General features: G+C 61.6%; 15 protein-coding genes. 8 read left to right on the forward strand and 7 right to left on the reverse strand.

The window, feature by feature from the left end:
• Window positions 1-70 precede the first annotated feature (70 nt).
• The 3 genes from AAAX36_RS08465 to AAAX36_RS08475 all read right to left on the reverse strand — a co-directional run bounded on the left by AAAX36_RS08465 (window position 71) and on the right by AAAX36_RS08475 (window position 4538).
• Window positions 71-790 carry a phenylalanine--tRNA ligase beta subunit-related protein gene (locus tag AAAX36_RS08465; protein WP_349075075.1) on the reverse strand — a complete coding sequence of 240 codons (720 nt, stop codon included), beginning with the start codon at window positions 788-790 and terminating at the stop codon, window positions 71-73.
• 227 nt (window positions 791-1017) lie between these two features.
• Complete coding sequence (pckA, locus tag AAAX36_RS08470) at window positions 1018-2688, reverse strand: phosphoenolpyruvate carboxykinase (ATP) (RefSeq protein ID WP_349075077.1); 1671 nt, start codon at window positions 2686-2688, stop codon at window positions 1018-1020.
• A 278-nt stretch (window positions 2689-2966) separates the two neighbouring features.
• Window positions 2967-4538 (reverse strand): L-lactate permease, encoded by a 1572-nt coding sequence (locus AAAX36_RS08475; RefSeq protein WP_349075079.1) that lies wholly within the window; start codon window positions 4536-4538, stop codon window positions 2967-2969.
• Window positions 4539-4719: 181 nt separating this feature from the next.
• Here AAAX36_RS08475 and AAAX36_RS08480 point away from each other — a divergent pair, with 181 nt between their 5' ends.
• Window positions 4720-6300 carry a lipopolysaccharide biosynthesis protein gene (locus AAAX36_RS08480; RefSeq protein ID WP_349075080.1) on the forward strand — a complete coding sequence of 527 codons (1581 nt, stop codon included), beginning with the start codon at window positions 4720-4722 and terminating at the stop codon, window positions 6298-6300.
• 308 nt (window positions 6301-6608) lie between these two features.
• Here AAAX36_RS08480 and AAAX36_RS08485 read toward each other — a convergent pair whose 3' ends face one another.
• Window positions 6609-7448 carry a metallophosphoesterase family protein gene (locus AAAX36_RS08485; protein ID WP_349075081.1) on the reverse strand — a complete coding sequence of 280 codons (840 nt, stop codon included), beginning with the start codon at window positions 7446-7448 and terminating at the stop codon, window positions 6609-6611.
• A gap of 253 nt (window positions 7449-7701) precedes the next feature.
• Between AAAX36_RS08485 and AAAX36_RS08490 the strand changes: the two genes are divergently transcribed.
• The 5 genes from AAAX36_RS08490 (at window position 7702) to AAAX36_RS08510 (ending at window position 14010) form a co-directional block, all read left to right on the forward strand.
• Window positions 7702-9303: a potassium/proton antiporter gene (locus AAAX36_RS08490; RefSeq protein ID WP_349075083.1), complete on the forward strand. Its 1602-nt coding sequence runs from the start codon at window positions 7702-7704 to the stop codon at window positions 9301-9303.
• A gap of 228 nt (window positions 9304-9531) precedes the next feature.
• Window positions 9532-10656: a 3-phosphoserine/phosphohydroxythreonine transaminase gene (serC, locus tag AAAX36_RS08495; protein WP_349075085.1), complete on the forward strand. Its 1125-nt coding sequence runs from the start codon at window positions 9532-9534 to the stop codon at window positions 10654-10656.
• A gap of 72 nt (window positions 10657-10728) precedes the next feature.
• Complete coding sequence (locus AAAX36_RS08500; RefSeq protein WP_349075086.1) at window positions 10729-11892, forward strand: phosphoglycerate dehydrogenase; 1164 nt, start codon at window positions 10729-10731, stop codon at window positions 11890-11892.
• A gap of 219 nt (window positions 11893-12111) precedes the next feature.
• Entirely contained in the window at window positions 12112-13290 is a 1179-nt protein-coding gene (locus tag AAAX36_RS08505; RefSeq protein ID WP_349075087.1) for a M20 family metallopeptidase, read from the forward strand.
• Between the two features lie 39 nt (window positions 13291-13329).
• Window positions 13330-14010, forward strand: a complete 681-nt coding sequence (locus AAAX36_RS08510) for a DUF1015 family protein (protein ID WP_349075088.1) — start codon at window positions 13330-13332, stop codon at window positions 14008-14010.
• Window positions 14011-14139: 129 nt separating this feature from the next.
• Here AAAX36_RS08510 and AAAX36_RS08515 read toward each other — a convergent pair whose 3' ends face one another.
• The 3 genes from AAAX36_RS08515 to AAAX36_RS08525 form a co-directional block, all read right to left on the reverse strand.
• Window positions 14140-14775, reverse strand: a complete 636-nt coding sequence (locus tag AAAX36_RS08515; protein ID WP_271730945.1) for a histidine phosphatase family protein — start codon at window positions 14773-14775, stop codon at window positions 14140-14142.
• A 17-nt stretch (window positions 14776-14792) separates the two neighbouring features.
• A complete protein-coding gene (locus AAAX36_RS08520) occupies window positions 14793-15335 on the reverse strand; it encodes a histidine phosphatase family protein (RefSeq protein WP_349075090.1) in 543 nt (180 codons plus the stop codon).
• A gap of 83 nt (window positions 15336-15418) precedes the next feature.
• Complete coding sequence (locus tag AAAX36_RS08525) at window positions 15419-16090, reverse strand: nitroreductase family protein (protein ID WP_349075091.1); 672 nt, start codon at window positions 16088-16090, stop codon at window positions 15419-15421.
• 235 nt (window positions 16091-16325) lie between these two features.
• On the opposite strand from AAAX36_RS08525, the gene AAAX36_RS08530 reads away from it, so the two are divergent.
• Both AAAX36_RS08530 and AAAX36_RS08535 read left to right on the forward strand, forming a co-directional pair.
• Window positions 16326-16928: a DUF308 domain-containing protein gene (locus AAAX36_RS08530; protein ID WP_195568745.1), complete on the forward strand. Its 603-nt coding sequence runs from the start codon at window positions 16326-16328 to the stop codon at window positions 16926-16928.
• Complete coding sequence (locus AAAX36_RS08535; RefSeq protein ID WP_006235439.1) at window positions 16929-17411, forward strand: DUF188 domain-containing protein; 483 nt, start codon at window positions 16929-16931, stop codon at window positions 17409-17411.
• The last annotated feature ends 31 nt before the right edge of the window (window positions 17412-17442 follow it).

Here is a 17442-nt window from a genome sequence, read left to right on the forward strand (position 1 = left end):
AAGAAATGGGAGGCAGTTCACAGGCGCCTTCGTGGTGGTTTTGACCGTCGAGTTTGATCCGCAGACTTCGCTACAGCTCCACGCAGGGATTGTCGCGAGTCACAAGCGTTTTAACGACAACCGTCGCTCCCAGATAGCGCTCGAGCAGCTCGGCTAAGCGATCGATCGCGGCCTGGCAATCCCCCATCCGCTCGGGCTCCACGCACTCAATCGCCAGGAAAGCATCGGCCGAATCATCGGACAACGCCGTTCGAACGCCGTCGCGCCAGTTCCAGCAGCGGCATACGGCGCCCGCATCATCGATGTAGGCGAGCTCGCCGGGAAGCGTCGGGTCATCTGTCTCCTCGCCAAGCGGCAGAAATGAATCACCACCGTCGGTCACCTTCAGGCAAAGGTCTCCCTCAATCGCGTGCAAATCCTCGCCGCCTACGGGCAGCGCGTAGGACAGCGACACCGTGTTGTAGATGTCCACCGCGGGCGTAATGTGGCCCACCGGCTTGCCTTTGAGCACGCGCTTGAGCAGGTTCTCAATTGAGCAACGCGCGCCCTTCTTGGTCTTGAATAGGCGATATGCCTCGCGCCATGCCTTAACCGGCGCATTCTCGCTGATAGTATCGCTGGTCAGATGACGCTCCGCGTCGATATTGGCGCGGTCGAGCAACGCCGCAATCGCGTCCACGTCCTCTTGAGGAATCTGAGCCGCGGGCTTCATGCCCTTTACGACCACAACACCGACAGCCGCCTGCGGAAATAGCTCCCAAAACGAATCCTCGGCAACGAAACTCTTCATGTGCTCTCCCTTCATAGCATGCGCCCGAGCCCGGGTGCCTAAACAAAAAGCGCCCTTACGACGGCCACCTTCAAAGTCCTACGGTGCCGCCACAAGAGCGCTTACGCTGCCCCCATCCGGAGAAGGGAGCGATATGTTAGGCGTATTGTAACCCGAGTCATCCGCGCGAGTAAAACCACCACAAAGGTGCCTGTCCCCTTTATGGTGGTTTTGGGTCTGAGGCGACGCTAGTGGCGAAGTCCCAGCAGGCCGTGGCCGCGATGACGGGCGTCGGCGTGCACCTGAGCGTGCGGACCGGCGGCCTTCACGGACTCGGGCAGGTGCGAGTACTTCTTCTCGAAGTTCTCCTCGAACATCACGGCCAAGTTGTGCGCGGCCTCGTCGTAGCGAGCGGTGCTCTGCCAATACTGGCGCGGCACCAGGATGCCGTCGGGTACGCCGTGGCACGTGGTGGGAATGTCGACGTTAAAGATGTCGTCGTGCACGAACTCGCTGTCCTCGATGGTACCGTCGAGGGCGCGGGCCACCAGGGCGCGCGTGTAGGCAAGCTCGATGCGATGACCCACGCCGTAGCCGCCGCCGATCCAGCCGGTGTTGACCAGGTACACACGCGTGCGGCCGTCGGCGATGCGCTCACCGAGCATCTTGGCATAGACCATGGGGTCGAGCGGCATAAACGGCTCGCCAAACAGCGAAGAGAACGTGGGCGTGGGCTCGGTGACGCCGACCTCGGTGCCGGGGATCTTGGCCGTAAAGCCCGTCACAAAGTGATACATGGCGGCGTCGGCCGTCAGGCGCGAGATGGGCGGCAGCACGCCAAAGGCATCGCAGGTCAGGAAGAGCACGACGCTTGGAGTGGTGCCCATGCCCTTGGTCCACGCGTTGGGAATGTGCTCCACAGGGTATGCCACGCGCGTGTTGTGCGTGATCGAGATGTCGTCGTAGTTGGGCTTGCGGTTCTCGTCGAGCACCACGTTTTCGCAGATCGCGCCAAAGCGGACAGCGTTGAAGATCTCGGGCTCGTGGAACGCGTCCAGGCCCTCGCATTTGGCGTAGCAGCCACCTTCGATGTTGAAGATGCCCATGTCGGACCAACCGTGCTCGTCGTCGCCGATCAGCAGCCGCGTGGGGTTGGCCGAAAGCGTGGTCTTGCCCGTGCCCGAAAGGCCAAAGAACACGGCGGTCTCGTGCGTGACGGGATCCATGCTGGCCGAGCAGTGCATGGGTAGCACGTCGTCCTCGACGGGCAGCAGGTAATTCATGACGCTGAAGATGGACTTTTTGATTTCGCCGGAGTAACCGGTGCCGGCAACCAAAATCACGCGCTCCTGGAAGTTGATGACCACGGCGGCGCTGGAGTTGAGGCCCTTAATGGCGGGATCGCACTGGTAGCCGGGAGCGGCGAGCACGCAGAAGTCCGGCTCGCCGGTGCGTGCGATTTCACGGGCAAGCGGGCGGGCGAGCATCTGCTTAATAAAGAGCGCTTGGCTGGCACGCTCGCAGGCAACGAGCAGGCGACGCGTGTGGTTGCGGTCGGCGCCCGCCATGCCGCGGGTGACGAACACGTCGCGCTCGTTGAGATAGTCGACGATGCCGGCCTTGATGGCCTCATAGCTCTCGACGGACAGTGGGCGGTTGACCGCACCCCAGGCGATCTTGTCGTGAACATCGGGGGTGTCAACGATAAAACGATCGTTGGGCGAACGACCAGTGCGCTCCCCCGTCTCGATCACGAGCGCGCCATTAGAAGCCATACGGCCCTCTTTGCGACGAATAGCGTGCTCGACAAGCTCTGCCGCCGGCAGGTCCACCAGCAGACGGGGTTGATTCTCGGCGGGATCTTCAACGAGCGTAATACCAAAGTTGGACAGAACTTCTGCAGGGGTAACACCAGGCATGGGGCCTCCTTTAAAAACGCGACACGTGGACGCGACGCGCACTTTACTCACGTAAAGCCCGTTGTACCCGATATGCAAAAACGTTTTTGCGGCAAGGGCGGCAAGCCCGCCCAACGGTCAAAAATCGCAGGCAAGCGGCCTAGTCATTGGGGACGTTTTTAAACGCCTAGTCATTGGGAACACTCTTGAACAGGCAACATTCAAGGAGCGCCCCCGGATGCCGGCACTTAGGGACGTTCCCAAAGTGCCGGCACATAAGGAACGTCCCTAAGTGCCGACTACAGCGGCAGGTTTTGGCCGAGCATGGCTATGGCGCTCATCAGGACCAGCATGCCGGCAGCGTAGGGCAGCACCGCGCCCAGGAGTTCGGCATCCTTACCGCGCACGTGCACGGCGGCAAGACCAATGGCGAGGGTCTGCGGCGAGATCATCTTACCAGCGGCGACGCCCAGGGCGTTCAATGCGACCATCCAGTAGTCGCTCACACCCAGCGCAGTGGCGGCCTGGCTCTGAATGGGACCAAACAGCATGCCCGAGGACGTGCCCGAACCGGTCACGAACGCACCGACTGCGCCGATCCACGGAGCCAGAATCGGGTAGAGACCGCCGGCGACCGCAATGCAAAACGCACTGATCGACGAAATCATGCCGGCATAGCCCATCACCTTGGCGCAGCCCAGTACCGAAAGCATCGTGATCACCGTCGGCGTCATCTGCTTCACAGTCGCGACCAGCACCTCGCCCATCATGCGCGGCGAAGCGCCCTGAATGGCACCGCCGACAAACGCCGCCAGGAAAATCCAGACGCCTGGCGTGTTGATCCACGAAAACGTAAGCGTACCGGGATTCTCACCGCAATACACCTGCACGTGGCTCGCAAACGGCGCGAGCGCAGCATGCACGGCGGGTACCAGGTTAGACGTGCCCAGCAGCAACACAAAGATCAGGATGAAGCACGACCAGGCCGAAAGCGCCGACTTAACGGTGAGCTTCTCCCCCGCCTCGATATTCATGTGGAAGCGCGCATCCAGGTGGCCGGACTTCTCGGCACGCATGGCAAGCGCGGCGGTCAGCGCAAGCGACACGATGGAGCCTACGACCACGGCCAGCTCGGGACCCACAAACATGGCAACGACCAGAGCCGCGCCGACAAACGACACGCCGGAGAGCAACGCCACGCCGGCAACACCGTGCAGGCGCTCGCCCACACTCGCGGCATTGCCCTGGTCATCGGCAACACGGCCCGCAACCAGCACAATAAATAGCGGCATCACCACAAAGAACGGTGCGAGCTGCACCAGCTGGACGGTCGCCAGGTGCAGGGAATCCAGACCCACCAGGTCGGCAACGGACACCGTGGGGATGCCGATGGAGCCGTAGGGCGTGGGCACGCCGTTGGCCAGCAGGCAGATGAGCACGGCAGGCACGGCCTCAAAGCCCAGGCCCGCGAGCATGCCGGCGGGAATGGCGACAGCGGTACCGAAGCCGGCCATGCCCTCCATAAAGCCACCGAAGCACCAAGCCACGAGCAGCGCCAGCAGACGGCGGTCGCTGCTGATGGAGGTGATCATGCTGCCGATCACCTCCATGGCGCCCGTACGAACGCACAGGTTATACGTGAACACCGCGGCGATGATCACCAGGACGATGGGCCACAGAGCCATCAAAAAACCTTCGAGCGAGGCGGTCGCGATCTGCGCTGCCGGCAGGTGCCACCATGCGAAGGCAAGCAAGCACGAAAGGACAAACGATCCGATAGCGGCCTTCCAAGCTGGCCATTTAAAGCACAGCAGCATCACGACCAGCCAAATAATCGGCACAAGAGCCAGTAAGAATGCGGCGACGTCCATAGGTAGAAGCTCCTTGGTGCCGCGTGGGCGGCATCGGGGGGTGTCACAAAACTTCAACAGGATACCGCACACTTACCGACAAATTACAGCCGCCTGCCGAAAATATTGAACAATCCGTTCAAAAACACGAGCGAACACCGTCGCGTCTATACTAGAGCGCAGCAATAGAAAGGACTCCGCTTTGAGCATCACGCCCCTCGATAGCATTCGCCGCGCCATCGCTCGCCGCAACGGCGTCTCCAACCCCGCTGCATCGAGAGACGGCGCCGCGAAGGCCCAGGGCGGCCGCATCGAGAACGGCCTCTTCCCTGCCTCGCACACTGCCGAGGAACTCGCACGCATCCAAGAGCTGAGTCAGCGCAACGCCGGCGGGCCCGATAGCAGCCAAGCCACACGTCGCCGGCGCGAACGCGATCGCAAGCCCGGCCCCGTCCGCCGCATGGTCAACGCTTGGTGGAACCGTCTGCTCGGCGCCGTCTACGGCGGCGGCTTCTCCATGCAGGAAGCGGAATACGAGGAGCACGCCACCAGTCGCGATTACCTTTGGAACGCTCTCGGCACCGCCGTGTGGGGCTTGGCGTTTCCGCTGCTCACCATCGTGTCCACACAGCTCGTGGGCGCCGAAGAAGCCGGCAAGTTCTCCATCGCCTTTGTCACCGGCACGCTCATCATGATCGCATGCAACTACGGCGTGCGCAATTTCCAGGTCTCGGACATCGACGAAAAGACGTCCTTCGCCTCCTACCAGCTCAATCGTTGGATCTGCGGAGCGCTCGCCCTAGGCTGCGGCCTCATGTATAGCAGCGCCCGCGGCTATGACGCGCAGATGGCGACGATCGGCCTGGGCGTCTACCTGTATAAGGTCATCGACGGCGTCGCCGACGTGTACGAAGGCCGCCTGCAGCAGGCCGATAAGCTCTACTTGGCTGGAATGAGTCAAACGCTACGCTCCGTCGGCGTCATCGCGGTCTTCAGCGTGGCGCTGTTCCTCACGCGCAGCATGCCCATCGCGGCCATGGCCATGGGCATCGCCGCAATCGCCTCGCTCGTGCTGTTCACCGCGCCGCTTGCCCTGCTCGAAACCGAAAAATCGCGCCGCGTGAGCCTGCGCGAGGTCGGCCACCTGTTTGTCCAGTGCGCCCCGCTCTTTGGTGCACTGTTCCTGTTCAACCTTATTGAAAGCATGCCCAAGTTTGTGATGGAAGGCACGCTGGCATACAAATATCAGCTGTACTTTAATGCCCTGTTCTTTCCGGCGCAGGCTATTTTGCTGAGCATTGGATTTATCTATAAACCGCAGCTCCTGCGCTTGTCGAGCATTTGGGCTAATCCTCGCAAGCGTCGTCGCTTTGACCTGATTATTGTTGCCGTTATGGCACTGATCGTGGTCATCACCGGCGCGTGCGCCGCATTTATGGCAGGTCCCGGTATTCCCCTCATGAGCTTTATGTACGGCCTCAGCTTTGAGCGCTACCGTACGCTGGCGCTGCTGATGGTCGTCGCCGGCGGCGTCACCGCGGCCATCGACTTTATCTACGCCATCATCACGGTGCTGCGCCACGCTGGAGACGTCACCAAGATCTACCTGATCTGCTTTGCCGTGAGCGTGGTGCTCCCGGTGATTCTGATCAATCTGCTCGGCCTGATGGGCGCCGTCGTGAGCTACCTAGCCATCATGGCCCTACTGCTGGTACTGTTGATTATCGAGTACGCCCACATCCGCCAACGCATAGAGAGGGACCGGAATCCGTACGGCGCCTAATTGCGGCGATGGGAGAAGCTAATTTGCGGTAGAATCACCCCGGCTGGAGTCTCGTTGCGGACACGCAAAACTAAGTGAGTAGACTTTTACCGAATCCCGGACCACACCGACAAAACACAAGTCCGTGACCAGCGGTTTTATTGAGGCAAATATGTTGGGTGCTCGGCATTTCCAAAAAAGTCTACTCACTTAGCCAGCGGGCAGCCAAATGATTATTTAATCCCCGTCCCTGAAAAATCAATTTGCGGGCAGAAGGGCAAAAGTAGTCAAAAAAGGCCCCGTCCAAAATTAGCTACCCCTTGCACCGATTATTCGCCCGGGTTGATATTCGCATAGAACTCGGCCCCGTCGTCCAGGCGCAGGATGCCCACGCGGCCGAACTCGGAGCCGGTGGCGGCAGCGCAGTCGATGTCGATGCGATCGGGCACACCAGCGGTATCCTCGCCACCCAGGCGCACAATCTGCCCGCGGCCCGACTCCTCATCGAGCCCTGCCAGGCCGCCAACCTCGCAATAGCGCCCAAGCGATACCGTGGGCGTGTGACCGCTCACCACGACCGGGCCCTTGCCCTCGGCAGAAAGCAGCCCGGTCGGCACATCCCAATAGCCGTGACGAATCCAGAGCAAGTCATCGGACGACTGCACCGCGAGCATCTGCTGCAGCAGCTCGCGATCGGCACCCACCGCACCGACGCCATCGGCACAATCGACACCATGCTCAAGCAAAAACGCACGCGCCGCCTCGGTCTGAATGCCGGCGTGCACCAGCAGGTACGGCCGCTCGGCAGTCTCGACCACCGCGTAGAGCGGCAGCGCGGCCATCCATCGCACGAGCTCCTCGTATGCCTCAAATTCCATGTCGTTGAGCTGCTCGCGCGTCGTCCAGCCACCGTTGATATCCCAGGTCTCGGCATCGAGCGGATCCTGGCCAATGATGGCATCGAGCATGATCTGCTCGTGATTACCCTTGAGCACGTGGGCGTTGGGCAGCGAACGCACGAGCTTAATAACGCCGACCGGATCGGGCCCGCGATCGATCATGTCGCCCAGCACGTACAGCGTGTCGTCGGACGTCAACGAGATCTTAGACAGGGCCTCATCAAGCGCACGCACGTGCCCGTGAGCATCAGATGTCACATAGATCGCCATGGTACGCCTCTCCTTGCATTGCGGCCGAAGCCCGGTGCCGCAACTAAAACTTCAAGTTGAACTTAAACGTTACCCATTGTACTCCGTTGCAATAAAGCTGGAAAGGGTTTCCGAGCAGAGGCAAAGACGGCGGCCGTCTATGACGATATCGCGCACGCCCGCAATCCAACCCCATAAACCCACCATCTTTGGGTACAAATAACCGCAGACAACTGACCGTGCCACGCCAACCACCCAGGAGCGGACACCATCCATGAACCAGATCCTTCTCTTTATCGGCCTCGTTATTATTCTGTGCCTGACCATCAAACCCGTCGGCAAAAAACTCCCCTTCCCCACCCTGCTCATCTTTATCGCGCTCGGCATGCTGCTGGGCGTCAATGGCCCGGCGCATATCGACTTTAGCGACTATGCGCTTACCGAAACCGTCTGCAGCACGGCGCTGCTGTTCATCATGTTCTACGGCGGCTTTAACACCAACATCGACCGCGCCAAGCCCGTCGCCGTGCCCGCGGTGCTGCTGAGCACGCTCGGCGTCGTCATCACCGCGGGCATCACCGGCGTGTTCGCCCGCTTTGTGCTGGGCTTCGACTGGATCGGCGGCCTGCTGCTGGGATCGGTCGTGGCATCCACCGACGCGGCCAGCGTCTTTAGCGTTCTGCGCGAGCACAGCCTTTCGCTGAGGGGCGGCACCGACTCGCTGCTCGAGGTCGAATCGGGCTCCAACGATCCCGTCGCCTATATGCTCACCGCCGTGCTCGCCACACTCGCGGCCGGCGGCGACATCAACATTCCCGCACTGCTGGCCAAGCAGATTATCTTGGGCGTGGGCCTGGGCTTCGCCATCGGCTGGGCGGCGGGCCGCCTGATTGAATGCGCGCACGCAACGGCCGAGGGCGCGCAGACCATCTTTTTGTTCGCCGTGGCGATCGTTGCCTACGCGCTACCAAGCTATCTGGGCGGCAACGGCTTTTTGGCTGTATACCTGGCCGGCATTGTGCTGGGTGCCAGCGACATCACCGGCAAGGTCGAGATGGCGCACTTCTTTGACACCCTCACCGAGATGGCAGAGATGACAATCTTCTTCTTGCTCGGCCTGCTCGTAACGCCCGCGCGCCTGCCGCAGATGCTGCTGCCGGGCTTGGCGCTCATGGCGTTTATGCTCTTCGTGAGCCGTCCCATCGCCGTCGGCGTGCTCCTGGCGTCCTTTAAGACAAACCCCCGCCAGGTCGCACTCGTAAGCTGGGCGGGCCTGCGCGGAGCAGCTTCGGTCGTCTTTAGTCTCTTTGCCGTGGTTGCCGGCGTTCCCGGCGGACACGACCTATTTGACCTGGTGTTTGTGATTGCCGTGTCGAGCATTGTGGTGCAGGGCTCGCTGCTGCCGGCGGTGGCGAAGAAGCTCGATATGATCGATGCGACCGGCGACGTGCGCCGCACCTTTAATGACTACCGCGACGAGGACGGCATGTCGTTTGTAAAGCTCAAGGTGGGCGCTGGACATCCGTTTGCCGGACGCTCGCTCGCGGACATTGGCAGCGCCACGGACATGCTCGTCGTCCTGGTGCTGCGCGATGGCGCGCACCCGGTGCTGCCCAATGGCGATACCGTGATTGAGGAAGGCGACCTATTGGTGATGGCTGCCCCGACGTTTGAAGAGCGTGCCGAGGTTACGCTGCGCGAGGTCGCCGTGACGCCCCACGGTCGCCTGGCCGGCCAGCGCCTGCGCGACGTGCCGCAAGGCAAGCATCCGTTTATTGTAGTGATGCTCAAGCGCGACGGCCAAACGATCATTCCCGATGGCAACACCCTAATATACGCCGGCGACGAAGCCGTCATTGCCACACTGGCGTCGTAGCGGGCAGGAGGTAGCTAATTTGCGGCGAAGAGATCAAGCGCCTAGAGAACCTCATGTCTTCGCTCGCAGATTTGGATTTGCCTGAGGAGTAAGGTCACCTCTCCCCCATGTAACCATCCTGTAAATCATAGCGGCGCACTCGGGTTTTGCTGTGATGCGGTCGCGCCTGACGCTGCACTGTGCTAAAGTATCCCGAACGTTCAAACGACTACGAGGGGGAACTAGAAGATGGCACGTGTGCACAACTTCTCAGCTGGCCCGGCCGCGCTGCCCGCAAGCGTGCTCGCCGAGATCGCCGACGAGATGATGGACTACCGCGGTTGCGGCATGTCCGTGCTCGAGATGAGCCATCGATCTAGCATGTACCAGCAGATCATCGATGACGCCGAGGCAACCCTGCGCCGTCTGCTGAGCATCCCGGACAACTACCATGTCCTGTTTTTGCAGGGCGGCGCCACGCTGCAGTTTGCGGGCATCCCGATGAACCTCATGCGCCGCGGCCGCGCCGGCTACGTCGTGACCGGCAACTTTGCCAACAAGGCGTACAAGGAGGCCGCCAAGTACGGCGAGGCCATGCTGCTCGCGAGCTCCGAGGACACCAATTTCGACCGCATACCCACCATGGCCGACATCAACGCGCGCATTGCCGCCGAGGCCGCAGGCGACGGGCTCGACTACGTCTACATCTGCCAGAACAACACCATCTTTGGCACCATGTACCACGAGCTGCCCGCTTGCGGCGATGTGCCGCTGGTCGCCGATGTCTCGAGCTGCTTTTTGTCGCAGCCGCTCGACGTTGAGCGCTACGGGCTCATCTACGCTGGCGCGCAGAAAAACGCCGGTGCCGCGGGCGTGACCGTGGTCATCGTGCGCGACGACCTCATCGCCGACGGCCCTGCCTTTGCGCAGACACCGCAGTACATGGACCTTAAGGCCCAGGCCGCCAAGGGCTCCATGCTCAACACGCCCAACACCTTTGGCATCTACGTGTGCGGCAAGGTGTTCCGGTGGGTCGAGGAGACCGGCGGACTTGCCGCCATGGCCGAGCGCAACTGGGCCAAGGCCAACCTGCTCTACAACCTGCTCGAGCAAAGCGAGCTGTTCCATGGCACCACGCAGACAGACAGCCGCTCCATCGCCAACGTCACCTTCCGCACCGGCGACGCCGAACTCGACGCGGCCTTTGTCGCAGGCGCGGCCGGGCACCAGATTCAAAACGTCAAGGGCCATCGCCTGGTGGGCGGTATGCGCGCCAGCGTCTACAACGCCGTAACCATGGAAGACGTGCGGGCACTGGCCTCGTACATGAAGGACTTCGAAGCGCAGCATAGTTTGAGCCCGCGATCTAACTAGCCCGCAGCACGCGGGCCGACCAGCCATCTCAAACCACCCTGTTTAGATCAAAACCTGCTAAGGAGTTTTTCCATGCGTAAGATTAAGACCATCGACGATATCACCAAGGACGGCAAAGTCGAGTTTGGCGAGGGCTACGAATTTGTGAGCACCGCCGAAGAGGCCGACGCGATCCTGATGCGCTCGACCGACCTGCACGGCTACGAGCTGCCCGAGGGCATCCGCGCCATCGCCCGCTGCGGTGCCGGCGTCAACAACATCCCCGTCGAGGAGTACGCCAAGAAGGGCGTCGTCGTCTTTAACTCCCCCGGCGCCAACAGCAACGCCGTTAAGGAGCTCGTCCTAGGCATGCTGGTGCTCTCGAGCCGCGGCGTGGTGCAATCAATGAACTGGGTGCGTGACAACGCCGACGACCCCGAGATTCAGGTCGATGCCGAAAAGGCCAAGAAGGCCTTTGTGGGCCGCGAGCTCAAGGGCAAGCGCATCGGTGTCATCGGCCTGGGCAACGTGGGCTCCAAGGTCGCCAACGCCTGCGTCGATCTGGGCATGGACGTCTATGGCTACGATCCGTTCATTTCCGTTGAGCACGCGTGGGTGCTGAGCCGCGAGGTGCAGCGCGTGGGCACGCTCGAGGATCTCTGCCGCGGCTGCGACTACCTCACCGTGCACGTGCCCAGCAAGGCCGACACCATCGGCATGATCAGCACCGAGCAGATCAACCTGCTGGCCCCGGACGCCGTGCTCATCAACTACGCACGCGAGACCATCATTGACGAGGACGCCGTTGACGCCGCCCTGCGCGAGGGCAAGCTCAGCTGGTTTAGCTGCGACTTTGCCACGCCCAAGACCGTCAAGATGCCAAATACGTTTATCACCACGCACTCGGGCGCAGGCACCGGCGAGGCCGAGGCCAACTGCGCCGACATGGCCATCAGCGAGCTTAAGGATTACCTGGAGAACGGCAACATCGCACACAGCGTCAACTACCCCGCCTGCAGCATGGGCAAGGCGCGCGCCGCAAGCCGCATCGCCTGCCTGCACGCCAACGTGCCCAACATGATCGGCCAGATCACGGCAATCCTTGCCAAGGACAACGCCAACGTGCAGCGCATGACCAACGAGTCCGCCGGCGAGAACGCCTACACCATGTTCGACACCGACGAGCACCTTGACACCAGTACCATCGAAGCACTCAAGCAGATTCCCTCGATGTATCGCGTGCGCGTGATCAAGTAGCGCCGGCTGATCTGAAGGGCAGTTCCCCATGTGGCCTGCCCGTTACTGACATTGAATGCCCGCGGGGGCGCCTTTCGCATGAGAGGCGCCCCCGTTTTTGTAAGCACTCCATTAAATGCACCGAGCCGCTTCTTGGCATACAATCTGTATGTTGACCTAACTATCTGTGAGGTGCCTATGGTTGATACAGATTTTGCTTGGCGGCTTACGCAAAGACTCGTGCGGATCGACAGTTCCGACCCAGGTGCGTATGAGGGCGAGATTGAACGCTATATCAAAGCGTTGGTTGAGGAACGGTTAGCGCAGCTGAGCCATCCGGTACTCGATGCCGTGCAAATTGCAGAGCTCGAAGCACTCCCCGGGCGCCGCAACCTTATGATTACCGTGCCGGGAGTGAGCGACGAGGCGCGACTCGTCTACATCTGCCACATGGATACCGTTACGCTGGGCGATGGCTGGGACGCAAACACGCCGCCACTCGGGGCGGTTGTGCGTAACGACAAACTCTATGGCCGTGGCGCCTGCGACATGAAGGGTGGCCTGGCCTGCGCCATTGCCGCACTGGTCTATACGCTCGAGCGCGTGGTAGCGGATGGCGCGCTGCCCCGCCGCGGCTTTTCGCTCATCTGCTCGGTCGACGAGGAAGATTTTATGCGTGGCTCAGAGGCCGCGATCGATGCCGGCTGGGTCGGCTCACGCGAATGGGTGCTGGACACCGAGCCCACCGACGGACAGATTCAGGTGGCGCACAAGGGACGCACGTGGTTCGAGATCGAGATGACCGGCGCCACGTCACATGCGAGCCAGCCTTGGAAGGGCGCAGACGCCGTCGCCGCCATGGCCGAGGCCGTCTGCGCGCTGCGCCATGCGTTCGCGGCGCTGCCCGCGCACGATGAGCTGGGGCCTTCGACCATCACGTTTGGACAGATCGAAGGTGGCTACCGTCCCTATGTCGTACCCGACCGCGCCAAAGTCTGGATCGACATGCGCCTGACCCCGCCGACCGATACGGCCGCCGCGACGCGCATGGTAGAGCAGGCCATCGCCGTCGCCGAAGCCGCCGTTCCCGGTTGCCATGGCAGCTACACCGTGACGGGCGACCGCCCCGCCATCGAGCGCGACCCGAACTCTCCCCTTCTAGCAGCGCTCAAGCGTGCCGCCGATGACGTGACGGACGCGGACACGACCGTCGGCTTCTTTACCGGCTACACCGACACTGCCGTCATTGCCGGCAAGACGGGTAACCGTAGCTGCATGAGCTATGGCCCAGGCTCGCTCGCACTCGCCCACAAGCCCAACGAATATGTGCCCCACGCCGATATCGTTCGTTGTCAGCAGGTGCTAATCGCGCTCGCCGATAACGTGCTCTGGGACGCGAGCGGCCAAGTTGGGGCATAATAAGCCGCGAACAAACCGACTCGTGCGTTAGGACCGCCCATGAAAGCACTTCCGTTTCCCTGCATCCGCCCGGCTCAGGACCGCGTGCTCGAGGCGTTGCCCGCAATGGGCAGCATCCTGAGCGGCAACGATGCTCTGCGCGGAGCCATTGCCGATGGCCTGATGCTCAAGGACCCGGGTGCGGCGTATTACGTGTACGAATGCTCGGGCGAGCCGGGACGTGTGACGGGTGTCGTGGCGATCTGCCCGACGAGTGTACTTGCGGGTGGCAAGGGCGATGCCAGCGCTGACGTGGCCGCCGCGCGCGCGATCGCCGAGCTCAAGGTGCAGCCGCGCCCCGTGTCGCTCGCCTACGAGGCCTCGCCCGTCATGGATATCATCCTGGGCGCCGCCAAAGAGGGCGCGTCGCTCTACGCCGACACCGACCCCGCGGGCATTACGCACCGCGTGTGGGAGGTCAAGCGCGAGGACGCCGTCGGCGCCATCCGTGCCATGCTCGACCAGGCGCCGGAGCCGGCACTGGCCGACGACCCTGCCTACGCTGCCGCACTATTCGAGGCATCACAGCTCCTGGCCGACGATGCCCATGCTGCCGGCACCTACACGGGCAAAGAGCCGTTCAACTTTGCTGTAGCCGCACTGTTCCCCGCCGCGCAGGTCAGCGGCGCCGCGCCGCAGGTTCCGACAGGTCTGCTCACGCACCAGGTCGCGCGGTTCTAGCAAGACCAGACCGCCCAGCACAAAAATCGGCAGCTCAACAAACAGGAGGCGGAGATGCAGCAGGTACATGCATCTCCGCCCCTTTTGCGTCGAGAAGTTATGCCGGCGACCCGTGCCGCCACGCTCACGTTATCCCCGCTGCGGGCCTGCTGCCGCCACGAGCGGTTCAAGCCCCAGCTCGCGTGCGTAATCCTCCTGCGTAAAAATCTCAATCAGCTCAAACGTGTCGGATTCGTCGTCAAACGCAAAGTGCAGCACCGCGCAGTTGCCCGGCACGCGATCGCGCTCGTCGGCCGCCGCACCCTTCACGTGATCCATAAACTCCTTGATGGCCGAGCCATGGCTTACCGCGAGCACGCACGTATGGTCCGGACGCTGCATAAGCTCGATCAGCGTCGCCACCATGCGCTCGCGCACTTGCATCTGGCCCTCGCCGCCAAACTGGCAATAGAAGTCGCGCCACGGGCGCTCGGGCATAAGCATCACGCGCTCGGCCTCAAAGTCGCCAAAGAACCACTCGCGCAGACCGTCCAGGCGCTCGTACGCCAAGCCCGGCCACAAGTTGGCGATAGTCTGCTCGGTGCGATGAAGCGTGGAGGTGTAGGCATGATCGGGCTCAATGCCACGCGCACGTAAAAACATGCCGGCGCGCGCCGCCTGGTCGCAACCCAACTGCGTAAGCGGCGAGTCACTCCACCCCTGAATGATACGCTTAAGGTTGAATATCGTCTGTCCATGACGGACCAGATACAGATCTTTATTCATAGGGGTCCTTTCGTTCGTTACCAACCCAAGAGCGAAAACGCCCCGTCGCAATAGCCAAAATGAAGCACGGCACCGTTGTCGGGTAGCTCCCCCTCGCCAGTCACATACTCAAGAAACTCCTGGCAGGCTGAGCCATGGGAAACCGCCAGCACGCAGTCGTGCTGCGGCCTGGCCATGATGCGTGACAGCGTCGCGACCATGCGCGACTGAAGCTGCACTTCCGACTCGCCGCCAAAGGCCACCGGATAATCGCCCCAGGGCTGCGGCGGCATCTCGCGATTTGATGTGCCCTCCAGCGAGCCAAAATGCCACTCACGCAGGTCATCGACCAGCTCAATGGAACGGCCCTCGCCAACGATAAGCTCGGCCGTATGCCGCGCCCGGCCCAACGGCGAGGAATACACATGGTCAAAGGCCACGCCGCGCGCCTCAAACGCCGCGCGCGTCGCCAGCGCCTGCTCGCGCCCGCGCGCCGTAAGCGGCGAATCGTGCCAGCCCTGCAAAATGCTCTGCACATTGAGCTCAGTCTGCCCATGCCGCACCAAATACAGATCTGCCACACACCCTCCCCTCGTACCACCACAAAGGGGACAGGAGCCTTTGTGGTGATTTTGCCGCCGGATTGCACCGCAACGACGCACAACTACAGCAGCACGTCGGCAAGCGGACGCTTGGGTACGTGGTGCACCCGCGCCTCGTCGCGCCAATAATTGATGGAGCCGTCGGGGTTGGAATCGATCGCATCGATCACCTGTGTCTCGGCCGGAACGCCAAACGCCATGATCAGCTTGAGCTCATACTTGTCGTTATCGAGCCCCATGGCATCGATCGCGTGGGGCGTAAAGGCCTTGAACATGCAGGCTGCCACCTCGGGCGTGGCGCTGCGGGCGGCGAGCATCATCGTCTGCGCGGCAATGCCCGTGTCGACCTCGGTGATGGGAGCGGCGGGCTTGCCCGGAACGGCGCGCTCGGCCAAAATCGCGATGTAGCCGGTCGGGCGCTCACCCTCGGCAGGACCCGGCCAATCCTTAAGCGCACCGGCCCACGCGAGCTCATCAAATACGCGCGCGCAATCCTCGGCATCGCTCACCACATGAAAACGAAGACGCTGAGCATTGGCACCACAGGGAGTCAGGTGAGCCAGCTCTGCCAGCTCGAGCAAAAACTCACGCGGCACGCGCATGGACTCGTCAAAACGGCGGCACGTACGGGCACGACGGACCAGCGCATCAAACGCTTCCAAGCCGAGCTTTTCGCAACCCTGCTCTGCCATCGATTCGACACTCGACGGCGCCTCGGGAACTGCTTCGTTCATAGGGACCCCCAATACAAGCCAATTGTCCTTAGGAAAATCTAACCTAAAACGTAGGCAATAACGAACAGGGCTGCAATGTTCTACACCTGTTGAATAGAAAATCGCAACGTGGGGAACAACGGAAACAATTCGGGGCCTTTGGGTTACGTTTCGCCCTCTCCGACCCATACGCCAGCGCCTTTAGGCGATACTGGTTGTAACGATCAAGGCTTACGCCGCACGGAAAGGAGACATTATGGGCATCTTTAAGAACGATGACCAAAAATCGAGCCAGTTTGGATTTGACGAGAAAAGCATGGCGGGCAAAGCCGTCAAGGCCGTGCGCTGGATTTACGCCATCACGGGCGTCTTAGCGCTCATTGCTGGTATCGCGCTGCTTTTTGCACCCGCCAAGTCCCTCGTCTTTTTGACGACTGTCCTGGGTTTTTACTTTGTAATCACTGCTGCCATCAGGCTGTTCACTGCCATTTTTGAGCCGCTGCTGCCCACCGGCTGGCGCGTGACGAGCATCATCTCCAACCTACTCATTATCTTGGGCGGCGCCATAATCCTGCGCAACCAGGCCTTCTCGACCGCGACGCTCACCACGATGGTGGTTATCGTGGCCGGCTTTGGCTGGATTGTCGAAGGTGTCATGTCCATTCTGGAGTCCGAGCTTTCGTCCAACCGCGCCCTCGCCATCCTGAGCGGCGCACTCTCCATCATCGCCGGCATGTTCGTGTTTATCTATCCGCTGTGGTCGGCCAAGATGCTCGTCATCTTTAGCGGCGCCGCACTGCTGGTGTTTGGCGTAACGCTGATTGTTCGTGCTACTCAATTTGGCAAACTGGTGCACTAGATGCCACGAACGCTCTTTATTGATGCAGACGCCTGCCCGGTCACGCGCGAGTCGATTGACTGCGCGCGGCGGGCGGGCGTCGCCGTTGTTATCGCCGGCAACAGCACGCAAAACCTAGAACGGCACATTCGCCGCGACGACCCGCGCGATGCTGAGCACGCGCGACGCGGATTTTGGGTCACGACGCTCGATGTGAGCGTTGGCGCCGACAGCGCCGACTTTGCCATTGTCGAACGCCTGCAGGCGGGCGACGTAGTCGTGACGCAGGACATTGGCTTGGCGAGCATGGTGCTCGGGCGCGATGCCGCCGCCATCGGCGTGCGCGGGCGCGTCTACGATAAGGCGACCATCGACATGCAACTGTTTATTCGCCACGAGGAAAAGAAGGTGCGCCGCGCCGGCGGTCGCACTCGCGGTCCGGCGGCATTTACCAGCGAAGACCGGGCCCGCTTTAAGCGCAACCTCACCGAGCTGTTGCGCTAACCAAGGTAGATTTTTGGGACATGCCTAAAAA

Origin of the sequence: Collinsella sp. CLA-ER-H10, from assembly GCF_040092475.1 — a bacterium.
Taxonomy (GTDB): domain Bacteria; phylum Actinomycetota; class Coriobacteriia; order Coriobacteriales; family Coriobacteriaceae; genus Collinsella.